The following is a 19,678-nucleotide window of genomic DNA, read 5'->3' as shown; positions in this document are numbered from 1 at the left end:
TATACAATAATTCCCACGGGATGCCGATAAGCTATAAGCTTCATCAAAAATCACCTGTAAACGCATGAGCTTTTTATCATGTTGTCTAATTTAGATCAAAACAGATCAAAACATAAAGATTAAGGTATGACCAGCAGCTTTGCCAGTCATACCTTAAGTAAATTAAAACCATATAAATTGCATTAAACTATTTTTCCTTTTGTTCAGGCACAGAAGTTAAAGTCTCGCTGGCTGTACTAGATGTTACTGATGGCTGAATATAAGTTGCAGGTGTAGCTGGTGCAACAGGTGCGACTGGTGTAACTGATGCTCCTTTGCTTCCGGAAGCTTTAGAGGTCAACCCCTTGATCAGTGCCTCTACATCAATCCCTGAGACGCTCTTCAACATCTCTGGAGCGGTGGACATTAGCTGAGTCACATAATTGCTGACCCGGGCTGCACCTTCCCCGTTACCTGTATCTACAACGGTAAGTTTATCAATAGATGCCAGCGGCTTCGCAATTTGGCCAGCCAAATCAGGCAGCATTTTGACGATGATATCGAGCACCGCTGCTTCGCCGAATTTCTGGAAAGCTTCCGCCAGTTTCTCTTTGGCTTCTGCTTCCGCTAGACCACGCAACCGGATAACCTCAGCATCCGCTGTACCTTTAGCCAGCTCTGCATCCGCCATCGCTTGACCTTCAAGACGCTTCTGCTCAGATGTCGCTTTAGCTTGCGTTTCAATACTATATTGCAAGGCATCTGCCTCACGCATTCTCTTCGCCTTATCGGCTTCCGCCGCTTGCTCTACTGCATAACGATCCGCTTCTGCTTTTTTCTTCACTTCAGCATCATACTGCTTCTCGCGAACTTGAATTTCTTTGGCTTGCAAATCGATTTCACGTTCCTTACGTACCAGCTCAACCTTCATCTGTTCTTCAACAACGGTCTGCTTTGCACGTGCCTCTTGAATATGATAAGCCTGATCGGCTTCCGCTTTCGCTGTATCCTGATCCCGTTTAAACGCAGCCACCTTAAGCTGGTTTTCCTTGGAGGCTTCGGCAATATTCGTATCCCGCAGCAGCTCAGCTTTTTGCCCTTGCTCTTCTGCGTTTGCCTTTTGAATTCTCGCATCCCGCACTGCTTCTGCTTCAGCGATCTCTGCATCCCGCTTCACAGCAGCTATCCGCGGTTTACCCAGTGCCTCTAGATATCCATGTTTGTCTCGCACATCCTTGATGGTAAAGGAAACAATTTGCAGACCCATTTTCTTAAGATCACGTGCCGCCACGCCTTGAACCTCTTGCGCAAAGCGGTCACGGTTACGATATACTTCCTCAACGGTCATCGAACCGAGAATGGCCCGCAGATGACCTTCAAGAACTTCTTGTGCTTCGCTCTTCAGTGCTTCAATCGGTTTGCCCATAAATTGCTCAGCAGCTGTCGCCACATCTTCCGTTGAGCTACCCACTTTAATGATCGCTACGCCGTCGGCAATAACCGGAACCCCTTGTTCGGTGTATACTTCCGGGGTCGTCACATCGAGTTTATGAGAAAGAAGCGACATAAATTCAGCCTTCTGAAAGACTGGGAGTATAAAGGCCCCGCCCCCGCGTACAATCTTTATTTTACGACCAGAACCATCGTCTGAAATATGATTTTTCCCCAAGAACGACCCCGTTACGATCATCCCTTCATCGGGTCCAACCGTTTTGTAACGTGCCCAGAATGCGATACCTAGCACAAACAAGACAGCAACGACAACAGCAGGGACTAACAAATACTCAGGAATACCGAACATTAAAGATCCACTCCTCTTCTCTTTTCGAATTCTGACACCAATGCAACGCCTTCTCTAACCTCCACTACCACAACTTTAATCCCTGCCGGAAGCAGCTCATGATCAAAGCTTGCTGCCGTATGCAGGCTATTGCCGGCGCCAAACTTTACCATAATCTCACCATAACCAGTGGCGGGAACAGGAATTGTGATTTCCCCGATCTTGCCAGGCAGATCACTCATTGAGAAACCATTGGACATTTCGCTTTTTTCCATGGGCTTAACCACCCCTAGATACATAAGTACTCCCAAAAAAGCGGCGGCTAACAAAGACAAAGCAATGATCGCCCCAGCTTCCAGAGCGCTGTACCGGGTTAGAAGAATGCCCGCTCCGCCGAACACGGTTATTCCTCCAGCCAGTACGGTGGGATTCAGAAAATCTACGGATACGAAATCAAAGACCCCATGCAAGGCATCTCCGATCACATCGCCCACCAGGACGCTGACTATGGCAAATATGACGCCTAGCGCCAAGCAGCCTAAATACAGCGTTTGCATTTTTGTTTCCTCCTGTCTTCAATCAGGACTGTCATATTACATTAAACGTACAAAGTAGGTCCTTGGTTTCACAATCTTTGGATATTCACCCAAATAAGTTCCATTCAGAGGATAAGCATGCTCACATTGGCACTATTTTATTACATGTGCTGGGGCTGTCCTAAAGGCCGTTCAATAGTTGGTGGAGCACGGATTTTTGTTGGTAACACTCTCGCGCGTATGAAGAGGCTATGTTGCTTTCGCGCCTCGGCACCTCGGCCTATCGGACTCAGCAGACCCTATTCGCCGATTTATCCGACATTTGGTATGCTATCGGACCGCATAGTCCCTATTGGCATAAAAACCAGCAAATATAAGACCCTTTCGGAGCAATAGTGTCTCTGGTGTCCGAAAGTTTGCTCAAAAGGCTGAAAATTCGCATATAACGTCAGCTGGGTCCGTAGGGTAGGCGTGTATTGGTAGAGGAATCAGTCGTGTGGGGATCTTACAAACCCTAGTTGGTTGGGTAACACTCTCGCGCATATGAAGAGGCTATGCTGCTTTCGCACCTCGGCCCATCGGACTCAGCAGACCCTATTCGCCGATTTATCCGACATTTGGTATGCTATCGGACCGCATAGCCTCTATTGGCATTGAAACCAGCAAATATGAGGTCATTTCGAAGTAATAGTGTCTCTGGTGTCCGAAAGTTTGCTCAAAAGGCCAAAAATTCGCATATAACGTCAGCTGGGTCCGTAAGGGTAGGCCGTGTATTGGTAGAGGAATCGGTTGTGAGGGGGGATTACAAACACTAGTTGGTTGGGTAACACTCTCGCGCGTATGAAGAGGCTATGCTGCTTACGCACCTCGGCGCCTCAGCACCTCGGCCTATCGGACTCAGCAGACCCTATTCGCCGATTTATCCGACATTTGGTATGCTATCGGACCGCATAGTCCCTATTGGCATGAAAAACAACAAATATGAGGCTATTTCGAAGCAATAGTGTCTCTGGTGTCCGAAAACTTGCTCAAAAGGCCGAAAATTCGCAAATAACGTCAGCTGGGTCCGTAGGGTACCCGTGTATTGGTAGAGGAATCAGTCGTGTGGGGATCATACAAACCCTAGTTGGTTAGGTAACACTCTCGCGCGTATGAAGAGGCTATGCTGTTTACGCGCCTTCGGCCCATCGGACTCAGCAGACCCTATTCGCCGATTTATCCGACATTTGGTATGCTATCGGACCGCATAGCCCCTATTGGCATGAAAACCAGCAAATATAAGACCATTTCGAAGCAATAGTGTCTCTGGTGTCCGAAAACTTGCTCAAAAGGCTGAAAATTCACAGATAACGTCAGCTGGGTCCGTAAGACTCTGGAGGACGGTCGACGGATTAGATTACGGGTGCGAACAGTGATAGATGAGGTACGGACAGCAGCAGCGGAGGTACGGACAGCGGCAGCGGAGGTACGGACAGCAGCAGCGGAGGTACGGACAGCGGCAGTGCAGGTGCGGTCAGCGGCAGTGCAGGTGCGGTCAGCGGCAGTGCAGGTCCAGCCAGCCGCAGCGAAGGTGCGGTCAGCGGCAGCGGAGGTTCACCAGCGGCAGCGGAGGTTCGCCAGCGGCAGCGGAGGTTCGCCAGCGGCAGCGGAGGTTCGCCAGCGGCAGCGGAGGTTCGCCAGCGGCAGCGGAGGTTCGCCAGCGGCAGCGGAGTTCCGCCAGCGGCAGCGGAGTTCCGCCAGCGGCAGCGGAGTTCCGCCAGCGGCAGCGGAGTTCCGCCAGCGGCAGCGGAGTTCCGCCAGCGGCAGCGGAGTTCCGCCAGCGGCAGCGGAGTTCCGCCAGCGGCAGCGGAGGTTCCGCCAGCGGCAGCGAGTTCTTGGGATGAGGGCGACAGAAAAGTATAGCAAGAGGAGCAAGTCACACTAGACCATAAATACAAAGAAGCGAATCCTCCATAACGGAGGATTCGCTTCTTTGACATTCTATTGTGGCTTCTAGAATAAAGAGAAATGGTCTCTTTTCGTAGAAGAATTACTTACAAAGCCATTTTATAAATCTCAACTACATCTTCACGCTCAAGCTTGCGGAAATTACCAAATGCTCCGAAACGAACAGCCTTGTCAGCCATACTGCCGATCTCGCTGTCATCAATATCATAATCTCCGAGCGTCTTCGGCGCACCGATGGAATCCCAGAAATTACGCAAAGCCTCAATACCCTCCAGCCCGATTTCTTCATCAGTTTTGCCAGCAGGTTCAACTCCGAACACATTTACTGCAAGCTGACGGAAACGCGCAGGGTTTGTACTGAGGTTATATTTCATCCATTGCGGGAACAGAATCGCCAAACCTCCGCCATGCGGAATATCGTATACAGCCGACACTGCATGCTCGATATTATGAGTCGCCCAATCTCCGGCGAAACCCATGCTGACCATTCCGTTAAGCGCCATCGTACCGCAGTACATAATGGTCTCACGCAGCTCGTAGTTGTTCAGATCTTCGATAAGCTTCGGCGCGGTTTCAATTACAGTGCGCAGCAAAGTTTCACAGAACCCGTCTTGTACCGGTGTATTGCCGTCTGTATGGAAATAGTGCTCCAGAACATGCGACATGATGTCCACCATGCCATAAACGGTCTGATCACGTGGCAGAGAAAAAGTGTTCTCTGGATCAAGAATCGAAAATGCCGGGTAGGCATGCACGCTGCCCCAGCCCATTTTTTCCTTAGTAACCTCATTTGTAATTACGGAGCCGTTATTCATTTCAGATCCCGTAGCAGCCATTGTCAGCACTGTGCCCAGTGGAAGCGCGTCTTGGGCCGCTGCTTTACGCTCTACAAAGTCCCACATATCACCATCATATTTTGCTCCAACAGCAACAGCTTTTGCGCAGTCCAATACGCTTCCGCCCCCTACTGCAAGAACAAGGTCAATATTATGCTCCCGGCACAGCTCTACGCCTTTATGTACTGTGGAAAGACGTGGATTGGGTTCTACTCCAGAGAGTTCAGTCACTGTAACGCCTATTGAACTCAGCTCAGCAACTACTTTATCGTACAGACCACTGCGCTTGATACTGCCGCCACCGTACATCAAAAGCACATTTTTACCGTACTTAGGCACCTCTGTCTTCAAGGCTTCAAGGGTACCCTGTCCAAAAATCAGCTTGGTAGGATTATAAAATTCAAATTTACGCATATGTGTAAACCTCCAGTAGTTAATTCATAACGTCTTACTCCTTCGTATTATAAACCTCTGGTTACCCGCATTCAAATTAGGTGGCTGGGTTTCGTCATTCCGAATAAAAAAAGATGCCCCAAGCTCATAGGCTAGAGGACATCCTTAAATCCAAATTCACTTACTACAAAGCAACGAAGCTTGTTACGAAACGGCGGAAAGCTGCTTGACCTTCTGGAGTCCGTTTGTAAACGCCAGCGTGTTCAAGAATATGCGTAAACTTGATGCCAACTTCGTTCTGCACAATCTTGAGCGCTTCCTCGTGTTGCAGTGCAGTTCCGAATCGCTCCACCAGCTCCTGAATCCAAGCCGCATGCTGCGCAAGAGAATGACTAGGGTCATTCTTCACCGCTTCTAACAGCGCTTGATCTCCTGCAAGAATACCTGCGATGGAATCGAGTTCTTCCTTCAAACGGCCCGGCAGAATCGCCAGTCCCATAACTTCGATCAAGCCGATGTTTTCTTTCTTGATATGATGCATTTCCCGGTGCGGATGAAAAATCCCTTCAGGATATTGCTCATTAGTCCGGTTATTCCGCAGCACAAGATCCATCTCGAAGCTGCCGTCCTCGGCCCGGCGTACGATAGGAGTAACGGTATTATGAGGTTGTACTTCACCGTCAACCTCACTAAAGGCTAGCACTTCCGCCTCTGGATCGCTGTAGGCTTTCCAAGCTTCATAAAGCGCATTTCCGCATTCCAATAGAACCGCAGGATCTTCTCCATTTAAGCGCAATACGGACATCGGCCATTTTACGATATTAATGCTGACACCCGGATAAGAAGCATGTGTAAATGTATCTTCCTTAGGCGCTTTTTGAATCGGGAATGTGTGGCGTCCGCCCTGAAAATGGTCATGCGTCAGAATAGAGCCGCCAACAATCGGTAAGTCTGCATTGGAGCCAATAAAATAATGCGGGAATGATTCCACGAAGCTAAGCAGCCGCTTCAAGGTATCCTTGGTAAGCTTCATTGGCACATGATCATGATGGAATACAATACAGTGCTCATTGTAGTAAACATATGGCGAGTATTGGAAGAACCATTTTTCATTATTCAGGTTAAGCGGAATGATACGCAGGTTCTGGCGTGGCGGATGATTGATCCGTCCGGCATAACCTACATTCTCACGGCACAGCAGACATTTCGGATAGACTGGCGGCGGGAGCAGCCGAGCCATTGCGATTTCCTTCGGATTTTTCTCAGGCTTGGACAAATTGATCGTCATTTCAATGTCTCCGTACGGCGAATCCTGCAGCCAGTAGACATTCTTCGAGATCCGATCCATCCGAATATAGTTCGAATCAATGCTCAATTTATAAAAACGATCTGTAGCCGCGGAGATGCCTTTTTCAGCGGTCAGACTATAGAACTCAGCATTTACATCCGAAGGACGGGCCATGAGAAGTCCCATAATCTTGGCATCCAGCAAGTCACGGTAAGTGTCACTATTCTCTGGGATCAATCCGATTTCAAAACCATAATCAATCAGTGCATCGAGTGGAGCCTGCGGCCCTTCCAATGGACTTTGATCGATGTCACCTACATGCGGCTCACTGAAACCGAACTGTTCGAGCAGCACATTACGGCTATAATCTTCATCGGATGGAGCTATAAGCTGCTGGCGCAGTGCGAACAGAACAAGCTGTTCAATCGCATGTAATGCTTTCTGGCCAGCAGGTGTAATCTTATTCTCGTTGTGCATTTTAATTCTCCTTAAGTAGGGTCTCAAGTTCAAGATAAGCTAACCTAAAGTCCCTTATTCTCCGTATCCTTGCGGATTGGCAGAGTGCCAGTTCCATGCACTTTGAATGATATCTTCCAAATCTGCATGCTGCGGGTTCCATCCAAGGACGCTACGCGCTTTGTCGGAGGAAGCTACCAGCACAGCCGGATCGCCGGCACGGCGTTCTTGAATGACTACAGGAATTTCAAGTCCAGTAACCTTCTTCGCCGTTTCAATCACCTGTTTTACCGAGAATCCAAGTCCATTGCCCAGGTTGAAAATATTGCTGCTGCTTCCGCTGCGCAGGTAAGTTACCGCACGAACATGGGCGTCAGCCAGATCGCTGACATGGATGTAGTCGCGCACACAAGTACCGTCTTCTGTAGGATAGTCATCTCCGAAAACTGCGATACTGTCACGTTGCTTCAAGGCCGTTTGCAATACCAGCGGCACCAAATGACTTTCTGGACGATGGTCTTCACCGATTTTGCCACTGGCATGTGCGCCAGCTGCATTGAAGTAACGCAATGCTACGTATTTGATGCCCAGTACTTTGTCAAACCAAGCCATCATCCGTTCCATGGTCAGCTTAGTTTCTCCATACACATTGGCTGGTTCAGTGCGGTCTGTTTCTTCAATCGGCACCTTTTCCGGTTCGCCGTAGGTTGCGGCAGTGGACGAGAATACGATCTTGTTCACGCCAGCTTTTTGCATAGCTTCTAGAAGACATTGTGTACCATATACGTTGTTGTCGTAATATTTTACAGGGTCCTTCATGCTTTCTCCGACCAAAGAGCTTGCAGCAAAATGGATAACCGCTTCAATCTCATTTTCAGCGAACAGCTTACCCAGCAGTTCTTTATCACGCAGATCACCTTCGTACAGCTTGCCACCCAGCAGTGCCTCACGATGCCCTGTTAGCAGATTGTCGATGACCACCACTTCTTCGCCACGATCCAGCAGCTCCGCTACAGTATGAGACCCAATATACCCTGCTCCACCTGTTACTAAAATCGCCATCTGATTACACTCCCTTCAATTCTTGGACACCATTACCGATGCCGCAAACGTAGAACTCGCCAACCAAACCAGATCTTGTGGTATAGGCTTCACCAACTTCACGAATAAAACGTTCTATATCATCTTCATGTACCAAAGATACTGTACAGCCTCCGAAACCCGCGCCAGTCATACGGGAACCGAGTGTACCTGGGATGCGCCCAGCTTCTTCAACCATAATATCAAGCTCTGCACAGCTAACTTCATACAAATCGCGCAAGGACGCATGCGAATCATTCATGAACTGTCCAAACTGCTTCAGATCATTGTTTTTTAATACCTCAACGGAATCTAGCACGCGTTGATTCTCTTCCACAACATGGCGAGCGCGGCGTCTTACAATTTCGTCTGTGATTTTATCTTGATGTGCTTCGAACTGTTCACGATTAAGCTGTGCCAGATAAGCTAGTGAAGGCACTTCTTTTTGCAAAATAGCCAATGCCTCATCACACTGCTGACGGCGTTCATTGTACTTGGAATCTACAAGCCCTCTGCGTTTGTTCGTGTTGCCGATAACCAATTTGTATGAACCTGTGATGAACGGTACCAAATTGTACTCAAGTGTGTCGCACATCAGCAGGATCGCATGATCGCGTTTGCCGTTAGCAACTGCGAACTGATCCATAATTCCGGAGTTTACACCTACGTACTGGTTCTCAGCACGCTGGGACAAAAGTGCAATCTCAACAGTGTCTGTATCGCCACCTTCGAGAGTCAGGAACGCATAAGCAGTAACGACTTCAAGAGAGGCCGAGGAGGACAAGCCTGCTCCATTCGGAATATCGCCATGAAACAGCAGATCGTACCCTTTGGATACTGGGGTGCTTTTCTTATCCAGCTCAACCATTACCCCAATCGGATAGTCAATCCATTCACCCGTTTTGGCCTTGCCAATTTCGCTATAATCAATAGAAGCTTCGTAAGGAAAATTAGTTGATGCAAAATTCACTTTGCTGTCACTACGTGGACGCACAATCAGCGTTGTACCGAATTCCAAAGCTGCGGGAAGTACATACCCGCCGTTATAATCCAAGTGCTCTCCGATGAGATTGACACGACCTGGTGCATAAAACACCTTAGCCTCTTCCTCGCTCACCCCATATTTTTCAATAAATTTGTTATTAAGTTCCTGTATGCTCATTAATGCCACTCCATCCTTTCGCTGCTTCAGCCAGTGGGAATTAGTAAAGCGTTCTTTATGTACTCATTATAATAGATTCATTCATCCTCTGATAATGCAATCATGTGTGTAATGTATGGATAAATGTGACTTCCCATAATATAATAATTACATATATTACTGTTACTCTCTAAACTATAAGCCATTAAATGACATTAACACAAGAAAGGCTGTCCCAAATGGAGCATACTTATTCCGTAGGATCCAATCCAGTGTATTACGATAAACAGAACCTTCATGTACTGTTTGCCGGCCAGAGTCAGACCCTGCCCATGCATCAAGCTGGACCCAAGATCTATGATTATTATCTGCTGCATTTCATAGAATCTGGATCGGGCGTTTTCCGTACAGAACATCATAAATATGAGTTGGGTAAAGGGGACTGCTTCTTGATCCATCCGGGACAATTAGTCAGTTACGTCTCGGATAAAGACCAGCCCTGGTGCTATCGCTGGGCAGCTTTTACTGGCAGCGAAGCTGACGATCTGGTGCTGCAGACAGGGTTCACACCACAACAGCCTGTGGTGACTACAACAGGTGAAAGCCTCATTCCAGGTGCCCTGTCCAGCATCATGCAAGCCTTCAACGCCAACAAAGAGAGTGCCCATCTGACTTCGCTTGGCTATCTCTATCTCATTGTCGGCGAAGCAGCTGATTTGCTCTCTTCCTTCTCTCGTCTTCCCGGCGCAGAATCACAGGTTAAGCGTACTGTGAAGCAAATGATCCACTACATGGCATCTCAATATGCGCACCCGGTCTCTATTGAACAAATGTGTGATACGCTGGGTTATAATCGAGCCTACCTGTCCCGTGTATTTAAGCAAGAGACCGGATTATCTCCGGTGACCTACTTGCTGAAGCTGCGGATTGAAAAGTCCAGACAACTGCTGCGTGAACGACCGGAGCTGTCCGTGGAACAGGTAGCAGCATCTGTGGGGCTCACCGATGCTTTATACTTCTCTCGCCAATTCAAACGGTTTTGTGCCCAGTCACCGACGGCTTACCGGATGACTACAACGAGACAAGCAGAGAAACCTGAACGTTAGTCTGCCCTTTAATCCATAAATCCACTATACAACAACAGCCCGCCTTCCTTAACGTAAGGAACCGGGCTGTTACTGTGTTCAATATGCTATAGTTCTGTCTTTAGAATCGTTTCAATCCGCTCTAACTCCTCCGGACTGAAATCAGGATTAGCTAAAGCAGCTATATTCTCTTCAATCTGATCCACTCTGCTTGCTCCAATTAGGGCAGAAGTAACCTTGCCACCCCGGAGTGTCCAAGCCAGTGCAAACTGAGCCAGACTCTGTCCTCGCGAAACCGCAAGCTGATTAAGTGCGCGAATCCTCCGCTGCACCTCCGGTGTAATCCGGCTCTCATTCAAGGCGGCAGACGGCTTGGCAGCTCTTGACCCTTCTGGAATACCATTCAAATATTTGTTGGTTAACAAGCCTTCAGCCAAGGGTGTAAAAGCGATGCTTCCTACACCACTATGTTCCAGTACATCCTGTAAGCCACCCTCAATCCAACGATCGAGCATAGAATAACTAGGCTGATGGATTAAGAGCAGTGTGCCCAGGCTTTTTAGAATACTGAGGGCTTCAGCCGTCTGCTCCGCATTATAGTTGGATAGTCCTATATATAAAGCTTTGCCAGAACGTACCGCATAATCCAGCGCCTGCATGGTTTCTTCAAGCGGTGTTTCCGGGTCTGGACGATGAGAGTAATAAATATCAACATAATCTAGGCCTAGCCGCTTCAGGCTCTGATCCAGACTAGCCAGCATATATTTACGTGAACCCCATTCCCCATAAGGGCCGGGCCACATGTTATACCCTGCTTTTGTAGAAATCACTATTTCATCACGATAAGGATACATATCATTGGCAAGAACTTTACCGAACAGCTCTTCTGCTGAACCAGCTGGTGGACCATAGTTGTTGGCCAGATCAAAATGGGTAATTCCAAGATCAAAAGCACGAGTGATCATTTCTCTGCCGTTCTCGTAATTATCGATCCCACCAAAATTCTGCCATAATCCTAATGAGATTGCTGGGAGCTTGAGACCTGAGTTCCCGCAACGATTATAACGCATGTTGTCATACCGTTTATCGTCTGCTACATATACCATTGCTTATCCCTGCCTCTCATTACACGCTGTTGTGAGCCTACCTTATCTTTAAACTTCTGAGCGTAATAATAATCTGGCAAGAGAAACCAAAGGACAGCTTTTTCCTTCTAGCTTAATAGATCCTTGACACTGCCCATTACTTTTCCAATTCGATCTGTAATCAGCAAATCCGCCTGATCATCATAAGGTGTGGGATCTCCGTTCAGCAGTACCGTACGTTTGCCCCGGAAATAAGTCACCAGACTGGCCGCAGGCTGAACCGTTAGCGAGGTTCCACCAATAATAAGCATATCTGCAGAGGCAATCGCTGCTACAGAGCCCATAAGCACGGAGTGATCCAATTCTTCTTCATATAAAACCACATCCGGCTTGATAATTCCGCCACATTCCGGGCAGCGAGGAACGATCTCAGTCATTTCCAGCAGTTGATCCAGCCCGTAATACCGTGAGCAGTCCATACAATAGTTGCGATGGATCGAACCATGCAGCTCAAGGACACTACGGCTACCCGCCTGCTGGTGCAGGCCGTCAATATTTTGCGTAATCACCGCTTTCAGCTTCCCCTGCTGTTCCAACTCCGCTAGTAGCTGATGCGCACCATTCGGACGGGCCTCTGGATGAATCATTTTACTGCGGTAAAAATCAAAAAAAATGTCCGGTGAGGACATAAAAAAAGTGCGGCTCAGCATCACTTCAGGTGGATAAGGTGAATTGTGCTGAGTTTGATATAATCCAGCTGCGGAGCGGAAATCAGGAATTCCACTCTCTGTAGACGTACCCGCCCCTCCGAAAAAAACGATATTGTCACTTTCTTTGATCCAAGAAGCAAGTGTCTGCAATTGATCCATGCTAAGTAGCACATCCTTTCCTTTTATTAGCTGATCAGTAAGTGATCCGAAGCTCATTAAAACCGGAAATGATTACATCTGCATCTATAAGATGCTCCCCATCACCACTAGCGGAAATCCCAATTGCGAGGCGAAGCCCTGCACCTTTACCTAATTGCATATCGGCATTACTGTCCCCAATAATAATCGTCTCTTCAGGCGAAAGCCCTAACTCCCGGCAGGCCAATTCAGCCATTTCAGGAGCTGGTTTTCCGTTTTTTACTCTGTCCCTAGTAACTACCGAATCAAAATAGCCTGCCACATTAAGCCATTCCAAATGCTCTCCGGTGGTCTTTGCCCCGTCGGAGGTAACCACGCCAAGCTTAAGCGATGCCGCAGAGCATTGCTCCAAAAAAGAATGAAGTCCCGCTAAAGGCTGTGCCATACGGCGTCGGCGTAATTCATACATCGCGTTTTTAGTTATGCTTTTCACACGGGTCAGTGCTTCATTCCAAGGAACTCCTGCTGCATATAGCTGCCATGCGAGTACACCGTAACTTTCTTCTTCTGTAGCCATGGTAAGCGGCCCCGCCGGGTCGTACCCTATTAACTTCCCTTGCGGATCATGTTGCGTACCCAGCACCTTGCTGCGCTCTACAATAAATCCCGCTCCCATGATCGCAAGTTGATCTTCCAGTCCGCGCAGCACAAGCTCCGCCCAATTCCCCCAGGTGGCTAATAGATCGAGTAATGTCCCGTCTTTATCAAACAATATTCCGGAGCAGGGAACGCATTCATCGTTAATGTGTAATACTGGCATGAATTGTTTCCTCCCTCTGTTGAATGACCCGTAACTACCTCAGATTTCCCAGCCAATCCAACAGGGCACTTACTGTGCGACTCTGCTGCTCTTCCTCGGATATTGTGGCTTCGCCGTCCCCCTTCTGAGGCCCGTAGCTGCCAAATTGCGCATGATTGCCACCTATAATTGAACTATAAACTGTATTATCTGGCAGATAGGAGCGCCCTTTGTTGTAGCTATCTCTGTCAATCACTTGATCCTCAGTACCCACAACCGACAACACTGACAAAGTAGTCTCTCGTAGACTGCCCTTTTCATCTGGATAAGAGGCTAAGAAAAACACACCTTCCAGCTGGTCCGTATGCTCAATTGCGTAACGTGAGGCCATGACACCCCCAAGTGAATGTCCACCCAGCACAAAAGATTGCTTCGGATGCACACGAATAATCTCTTCTGCAGCATCCCCCTTCGTTACGGCTAAATTAAACGGCATTTTGGCGATGTAGAAGGGATGCCCTGCAGCAGCGACGCTCTTCGCAAGAGGGGAGTAAGCTTCCGGTTTAACCAAAGCCCCAGGATAAAATATAATCGAGGCGCCTTTAGTAATGGAAGGTTCGAACGAAATCCAATTATCATTCTGTTCGACGGTAACTCCACCACTTGAAATCAGTGCGGTTTCGGCTTCTTGAGCCGGTGCATATGGCGTTAAATACTTCCATATCAGCAACCCGGCTACAACTAAAATAATCAATACAAAAATAGCGACGCGACGCTTAGTTATTCTTCTCTTCAACATGTTCCACTCCCAGATGTTAATGCATATAAAAATTATAGTGGAATCCCTCTATTCTAACAACCTTCAACACATCGCCACATTTCGCACACATGATAACGCTTTCTATTGTGACTTAATTCACAATTAAATCAAAGAAAATCTAGTATTTTAAAATTAAATTAATTTGCATACAGCATAATTTGGAGGCTAAATCATGGTAGGGGAAAACTCGCTGGAAACGCGCGGAGAAACCTTTTTTCTCAACCTGCGTTTTATGCTTATTATCACTGTTTTTGCCGGTAATGCAATTGAACCTCTGATTAACAAAATGAGCGGAATACACGGATTATATATGTGGATTTTCAGCTTTCACATGCCGCTGTTCGTACTGGTGACCGGCTATTTCGCCAGAAAAAGCCTTGCCGGAACTACCGGCCGCAAAATGCTGCTGCAAATTGGATTGCAATACCTCATTTTTCAAAGCTTATATTCCGCACTCGACGTTTCCCTCTTTCATGTAAGCAACATCCAGCATTCCATTTTCGCACCCTATCTGCTCCTATGGTTTCTGGCCAGTCATGCCTGCTGGCGCCTCCTGATGCTCGGTATGAGCAGATGGTCCATAACCGCTAAGCTCCTCTTCGCTGTAACAGCGGGGGTGGCTGTCGGATATCTCCAGCTGGACGGTGTATGGTTTAGCATCAGCCGTACCTTTGTATATTTGCCTTTTTTCATTATCGGCTATCATTTCTCCTTCGAAACCTTCGTCAAGCTCTATCAAAAATATATCAAAATCTTTGCAGCAGCCGCCTCCATTCTACTCCTTGCCGTCATGGCCGCATGGGGGGCAGGATTTCCCTTTGGCTGGTTATATGGCAGCATGACCTATATGCAGCTTGATGCCAATGTATGGTATGCAGGCGTATACCGTCTGGGACTGTACGGACTACAAATTGTCGCTTCACTCACTTTCCTCGGCCTCGTACCTTACGGAGCGAGCCGCATGACCGACTGGGGGCGCCGCACGTTGTATGTTTTCCTGCTTCATGGTTTTATCGTTCGTCTGGCTGCCGTTTCCGGGATTTACACCTATATTGGCAATGCTGCTGGGGCAGTAGTCCTGCTGCTCACCGCCGTATTATTCACCGTATTGCTGGCTCAGCCGTCCGTTAAACGGCTCTTTCACCCGCTGGTTGAGCCGTCCGTTGACTGGATGATCACCCTTCAGCGTGCCGCCCTACGGCGCACACTCTAGCTTTACATCCAGAACAAACAAAGCAAGGCGGTTCCTTGGATACGAAGATTCGTTTCCGAGGAACCGCCTTGCTTTGTTCATCTCCTAAGCTAAAGTTCTACTTCATCCTGATCCATGGTATATTTTACCTTCATCATAATATGTTGTTCATAATCGCCAAACTGGCGCCCGAACAGGTTAAGTCCGCCTTGATGAACTGCATCAGGGTTGATTCCAATGCGCAGCCGCAATTTGGGGCTCCGGTTAATCAGAAGATCATTTAAGGAAACATTCGACACCTTCTCCATATCAAGTGTCGTCTTTTCATGGTCAACACGCCAGGTCTTGAGAAACCCGTATTGTGTAGATCCATCCCACCACCAGTTCGGATTCAGCTTGCCCCGCCGGTCACCGAAATCACCGGGACTGGTCCACATGCCGATCTCCGATCCATTCACCCATACAGAGATGTTCGAAGGCCAGTTCTGGTCATAATTCGGAGCTTCCGAACAGATCTCCATGGATAATTCCAGCGATTCAATTTGTGCTCCGGAGGGGATATCCATAGGCAGCAAATATTCCAGAAATCCTTTGCGGAGCCAGATCAGCTGAGCGTTGACATGTTTAGGGTGATAAAAGCTCGACGGTTCATCTTCTTTGATAATAAGACCCTCGCTATTAGCCATTCCGCAAGTAGGAGATACCTCACAGTCGCTATAATGGCCGATCGGCATCTCTACTTCATAGACATGAGTTAATCCCTTTGACATCGGTTCTTTCAAATTCAAGGCAATATGAAGATCATCATAATTCCGGCTGCAAACTTTCATTGCCCCGCGTGAAGCCGGAAGCAATTCTGTATGAATTAACTCTGCTGCTTCTAATACTTTAATATTGCTTGCTACCGTCGACACTGGAAGCTTCAGCCTCTCAGCGATTTCAATAATATTTAAGTTTTTGGAGTTTAAGAGCCGAAGAATATCAACCCTAGAACGAGTTGATAAAGCATGCGTTACTGTGACTAATTTTTCCGGGTCGTTTAAGCTAAGTTCCAGCACAAATCAGCTCTCCTTGTATCCTAATAATTATCCTAATCTTACTTCTTAATGAGATGAAAAACAATTACACCTACAAGCCCTTTCACCTAGAAATGACCTCCGGAAAACCGGAAGCCATTTCATATGTCTCTTAGGTTTGTTCGATTCACAATGGCTTAATATCAATGAAATCAATTTCTCCGTAACCTTCGCCTTTGGTAAAACGAAGCTTGTTCATGCCTGCCTTCAGTTGAACCCGGGCTGTGGACAGCCCCCAATTCTCCCACCCTTTATTGGTGATATAGAATGGGCTGGCAGGTCCTGCATTGACACTAAGCTGAAAATTCGACCAATTCCCGCCAGACGTTCCATTCGCCGTTCGAGCCAAAAGAATATACTCGCCTGCGGCTGCCGCATCAACCGAAAATTCCACGTAACTGTCCGGCGTATCAATATGACCCGCCTTAAGTCCAGCCGAGCCCTTGGGACTCGAAGAGGCATAGGCATCGCCGCCAAATGTCCCTTTTTCCGCTTCGTAGCGGGTATGCATGGTTTCACCTGAAGGCAAAGTTATCGGAAGATTAGGGGCAACGGGAATACCCAGATTAGGTGTATGATCAGCATTCCAGCTGAATTTCTGCATCCGCACCTCGCGGTTCCAGCCAGCGTTATTGTATTTGGCGACATGGTACATGATCCAATCCTCTTGGCCGTCAGGAGACTTTGTAAACGAATGGTGTCCAGGTCCATAAAGTCCATTGCCTGAGGAAAAGATAGGCTGATTGCGTTTATTCCATGATGCCGGATTCAACAGATCACTGGAGATGTCTGCGGTGATCAGTCCCAGACAATAATCATTAGTCCAGCTTCCGCTTGCCGAGTAGACCAAACTAATGACTTCTCCATTTATAATCACCTGTGGTCCTTCATTCACATTTGGGGAATGATTCGTTTCCCAGCTATACGCTGGTCTTGAAATCTCTACGCGTTCGGAATCAATGGTCCAGGGATTACTCATATGCGCGATATAGAGATTCTGCCGCACATTAACATTCCCCTCCCAGCCGGACCAGATAAAATACAGCTCGCCGTTCACTTGCAGCACAGTACCGTCTATAGCCCACTTATTGCTTGAATCTGTGATCTGGCCTTTGTACTGCCAAGTTCCCTGCATCGGGTCTGCTGCTGTGTTCTCCATTACATGCATGCGGTGGTTTACGTTATCTCCGTCGTCCATCGCATAGTAGATATACCAAGCTCCGTTTATATAATGTAGTTCAGGCGCCCAGATGCCGCTACCGCCCGTGTTGACAACTTTAGTAGGCGCTGCATCAATAGTGGTCAACTGGGCTGACTTCCAGAGGGTAACATTGCCACCTGTTGTTTTGGTGAAATAATAGAAGCCATCTGTATGTTTATACACCCATGGGTCCGCCCCGTCCTGCATAACCACGTTGTAAAAGTCATTATGATCAGAGACTGCAAGGGTCACCTTCCCCATTGGAAGAATAAGAAGAACACTTAAGGCGACCAGACATTTTTGCCGGAAATTCACTTTCATAATCTATCACATTCCTTTCGAATGAATAGTTACGTAGCGCCTCTAATCTTCAATTGCAGCCTTACGCGCATTGATGCCGCGGATTCGCTCGGGGTCGAACTTCGGCTGTCTGTCATAAGTGTACAGTCCATTGACTTCCTGCTCCACATCGTACAGCTGGGTATAGCAGAATCCAAACATCAGCGGATGATCCAATAGAACATTCGTCAACCCCTCGTAGCGTTCGATAAACATTTGCTCTGAGGTCGGTCTGTCCCCATACCCCCATGATTTTTCATCTTTCTGCTGCGGGTTCCACCAAATTCCGCCATACTCGCTGATGAAGTAAGGTTGACCTTCATACGTTTGGCGATCCGGGAAGGTATTGAATACTTCTCCGCCACTTTTCATCGGTTCATATCTGTCCCGGAACGTCTGCGGATTCTGGTCATAGTCATGAAGATCGAAGATATCTGTAGCCACATGGAAGTTGCCGCTTGTATCAATTACTGGACGTGTTGGATCCATACGTTTTGTTACGTCGTAAACAATCTGGAGCACGGGGTTATGCTGTTTCGCACCGTCCCGGTCCCAGGTCTCATTAAAAGGGCACCAGCCGATCAGCGCGGGATGATTGAAATCACGCTGCATACCTTCGAGCCATTCCGGCAGGAAGTGAGTCAGGCTATCCGCTCCAGTAATATTCAGCCCCCAATTGGCATGCTCTCCCCAGACAAGATAACCTAATTGGTCAGCCCAATAAAGATAACGCGGCTCAAAGATCTTCTCGTGAAGCCTCGCGCCATTGAAGCCAAGCCCTATTGAGATTTCGATGTCTCTGCGCAGATCTTCATCAGTAGGAGCGGTATAGATTCCCTCCGGATAAAAACCTTGATCCAGAACTAACCGCTGAAATATGGATTTCCCATTGATCCGGAATGCCATCCCATCCAGTCGTACCGTGCGGAGTCCAAAATAAGAATGGACCACGTCACTCTCCCGTCCCTGACTATGCAAGGACAACTTCAGGTCATACAATCTGGCGTTTCCAACTTCCCACAAGTGAATCTCTGATAGTGGAATCGTAAGTTTTATAGAGGGTCCGGAAACGATCACACTGCTGTCCCCAACGGGTTTGCCGCCATAAAGAGCAGTGGCCCTAAGCGTGTCCCCCGCTGCGTTCCCTTGTACCTTCATTTCGAGGTGCACACAGCCATTGTCGGGATCAGCGACAACTTTCAGATTAGACAGATAGGTTTCAGGGACTTGCTCAAGCCATACCGTCTGCCAGATTCCTGTAGTGCGTGTATAATCACAGCCGTGCGAATGGAACTGTTCACTCTGCTTGCCCCGTGGCTGTCGTCCCGATCGAACGTCGTCTTCAGCATAGACAGTAATCACATTACTGCCCGCTAAAAGATTAGAAGTAATATCAAAGCTAAACGGAGTATATCCTCCGCGGTGCGTACCTACGGATACGCCGTTCACCCAGACCTCCGCCATATAATCAACGGCGCCAAAATGAAGGATAACTCTGCCATTTGTCCAGCTCTCCGGCACGGTAAACTCCCTTTTATACCATACAGCAGCCATAAAATCTTTATATTCTACACCGGACAGCTTGCTTTCCGGACAGAAGGGCACAGTAATTGTCCCTGAGAGATTATGATCGTTAACAGGGTATCCGCGCTCCTTCCCACTTTTGCCATGATCAATTTCGAATTGCCACTGGCCGTTCAGATTGATCCACTCTGGTCGAATAAAGTCAGGGCGGGGATATTCAGGACGCGGAAGCGTTGCTTGTTGTGTCATGGTGTAACTCCTTTTAGTAAATGT

16 protein-coding genes are annotated in these 19,678 nt (G+C 47.9%); 2 read left to right on the top strand and 14 right to left on the bottom strand.

From position 1 onward, the window contains the following. Positions 1–187: 187 nt before the first annotated feature. The 7 genes from NSQ91_RS08250 to NSQ91_RS08220 form a co-directional block, all read right to left on the bottom strand. Positions 188–1,780, bottom strand: coding sequence for a flotillin family protein (locus NSQ91_RS08250; RefSeq protein WP_139330125.1), 1,593 nt, complete (start codon positions 1,778–1,780; stop codon positions 188–190). Next, the gene (locus NSQ91_RS08245) at positions 1,780–2,316 is read right to left on the bottom strand and encodes a hypothetical protein (RefSeq protein ID WP_042186148.1); all 537 of its coding nucleotides are present in this window, start codon (positions 2,314–2,316) and stop codon (positions 1,780–1,782) included. Before NSQ91_RS08245 ends, NSQ91_RS08250 begins: the two co-directional genes overlap by 1 nt. A 1,370-nt stretch (positions 2,317–3,686) precedes the next feature. Beyond that, positions 3,687–4,274, bottom strand: a complete 588-nt coding sequence (locus NSQ91_RS08240) for a hypothetical protein (protein ID WP_340917313.1) — start codon at positions 4,272–4,274, stop codon at positions 3,687–3,689. A gap of 54 nt (positions 4,275–4,328) precedes the next feature. Beyond that, on the bottom strand, positions 4,329–5,492 hold the full coding sequence (locus NSQ91_RS08235) for an iron-containing alcohol dehydrogenase (RefSeq protein WP_076126366.1): 1,164 nt from the start codon (positions 5,490–5,492) through the stop codon (positions 4,329–4,331). A 163-nt stretch (positions 5,493–5,655) separates the two neighbouring features. Continuing rightward, positions 5,656–7,236 (bottom strand): UDP-glucose--hexose-1-phosphate uridylyltransferase, encoded by a 1,581-nt coding sequence (locus NSQ91_RS08230; RefSeq protein ID WP_076281096.1) that lies wholly within the window; start codon positions 7,234–7,236, stop codon positions 5,656–5,658. A 54-nt stretch (positions 7,237–7,290) separates the two neighbouring features. Next, positions 7,291–8,277 (bottom strand): UDP-glucose 4-epimerase GalE, encoded by a 987-nt coding sequence (galE, locus tag NSQ91_RS08225; RefSeq protein WP_036680993.1) that lies wholly within the window; start codon positions 8,275–8,277, stop codon positions 7,291–7,293. Positions 8,278–8,281: 4 nt separating this feature from the next. Beyond that, positions 8,282–9,457 carry a galactokinase gene (locus NSQ91_RS08220; protein WP_076303832.1) on the bottom strand — a complete coding sequence of 392 codons (1,176 nt, stop codon included), beginning with the start codon at positions 9,455–9,457 and terminating at the stop codon, positions 8,282–8,284. Between the two features lie 218 nt (positions 9,458–9,675). Between NSQ91_RS08220 and NSQ91_RS08215 the strand changes: the two genes are divergently transcribed. After that, a complete protein-coding gene (locus tag NSQ91_RS08215) occupies positions 9,676–10,542 on the top strand; it encodes an AraC family transcriptional regulator (RefSeq protein ID WP_076126358.1) in 867 nt (288 codons plus the stop codon). An 86-nt stretch (positions 10,543–10,628) separates the two neighbouring features. On the opposite strand, the gene mgrA is transcribed toward NSQ91_RS08215, so the two are convergent. From mgrA to NSQ91_RS08195, 4 genes are all read right to left on the bottom strand, one after another. Further along, positions 10,629–11,627, bottom strand: a complete 999-nt coding sequence (mgrA, locus tag NSQ91_RS08210) for an L-glyceraldehyde 3-phosphate reductase (RefSeq protein WP_076303831.1) — start codon at positions 11,625–11,627, stop codon at positions 10,629–10,631. 107 nt (positions 11,628–11,734) lie between these two features. Further along, the gene (locus NSQ91_RS08205) at positions 11,735–12,475 is read right to left on the bottom strand and encodes an NAD-dependent protein deacylase (protein WP_076134068.1); all 741 of its coding nucleotides are present in this window, start codon (positions 12,473–12,475) and stop codon (positions 11,735–11,737) included. Between the two features lie 34 nt (positions 12,476–12,509). After that, positions 12,510–13,274, bottom strand: a complete 765-nt coding sequence (locus NSQ91_RS08200) for an HAD family hydrolase (protein ID WP_036680986.1) — start codon at positions 13,272–13,274, stop codon at positions 12,510–12,512. Positions 13,275–13,308: 34 nt separating this feature from the next. After that, positions 13,309–14,052: an alpha/beta hydrolase gene (locus tag NSQ91_RS08195; protein ID WP_076126350.1), complete on the bottom strand. Its 744-nt coding sequence runs from the start codon at positions 14,050–14,052 to the stop codon at positions 13,309–13,311. Positions 14,053–14,245: 193 nt separating this feature from the next. Between NSQ91_RS08195 and NSQ91_RS08190 the strand changes: the two genes are divergently transcribed. Beyond that, a complete protein-coding gene (locus NSQ91_RS08190) occupies positions 14,246–15,286 on the top strand; it encodes an acyltransferase family protein (protein WP_076303830.1) in 1,041 nt (346 codons plus the stop codon). Positions 15,287–15,375: 89 nt separating this feature from the next. Here the strand turns inward: NSQ91_RS08190 and NSQ91_RS08185 are convergent, their stop codons facing one another. From NSQ91_RS08185 to NSQ91_RS08175, 3 genes are all read right to left on the bottom strand, one after another. Next, positions 15,376–16,323 (bottom strand): ArsR/SmtB family transcription factor, encoded by a 948-nt coding sequence (locus tag NSQ91_RS08185; RefSeq protein WP_076126345.1) that lies wholly within the window; start codon positions 16,321–16,323, stop codon positions 15,376–15,378. A 145-nt stretch (positions 16,324–16,468) separates the two neighbouring features. After that, positions 16,469–17,863, bottom strand: coding sequence for a family 43 glycosylhydrolase (locus tag NSQ91_RS08180; RefSeq protein ID WP_076303829.1), 1,395 nt, complete (start codon positions 17,861–17,863; stop codon positions 16,469–16,471). A gap of 42 nt (positions 17,864–17,905) precedes the next feature. Further along, complete coding sequence (locus NSQ91_RS08175) at positions 17,906–19,654, bottom strand: glycoside hydrolase family 2 protein (RefSeq protein WP_076303828.1); 1,749 nt, start codon at positions 19,652–19,654, stop codon at positions 17,906–17,908. Positions 19,655–19,678: the final 24 nt, after the last annotated feature.

The sequence above is a fragment of the Paenibacillus sp. FSL R7-0048 genome, from assembly GCF_038004505.1.
In the GTDB taxonomy this organism is placed as follows: Bacteria; Bacillota; Bacilli; order Paenibacillales; family Paenibacillaceae; genus Paenibacillus_AQ; species Paenibacillus_AQ odorifer.
The sequence above is the reverse complement of the archived record's forward strand: the minus strand, read 5'-3'. Positions and strand labels throughout refer to the sequence as shown.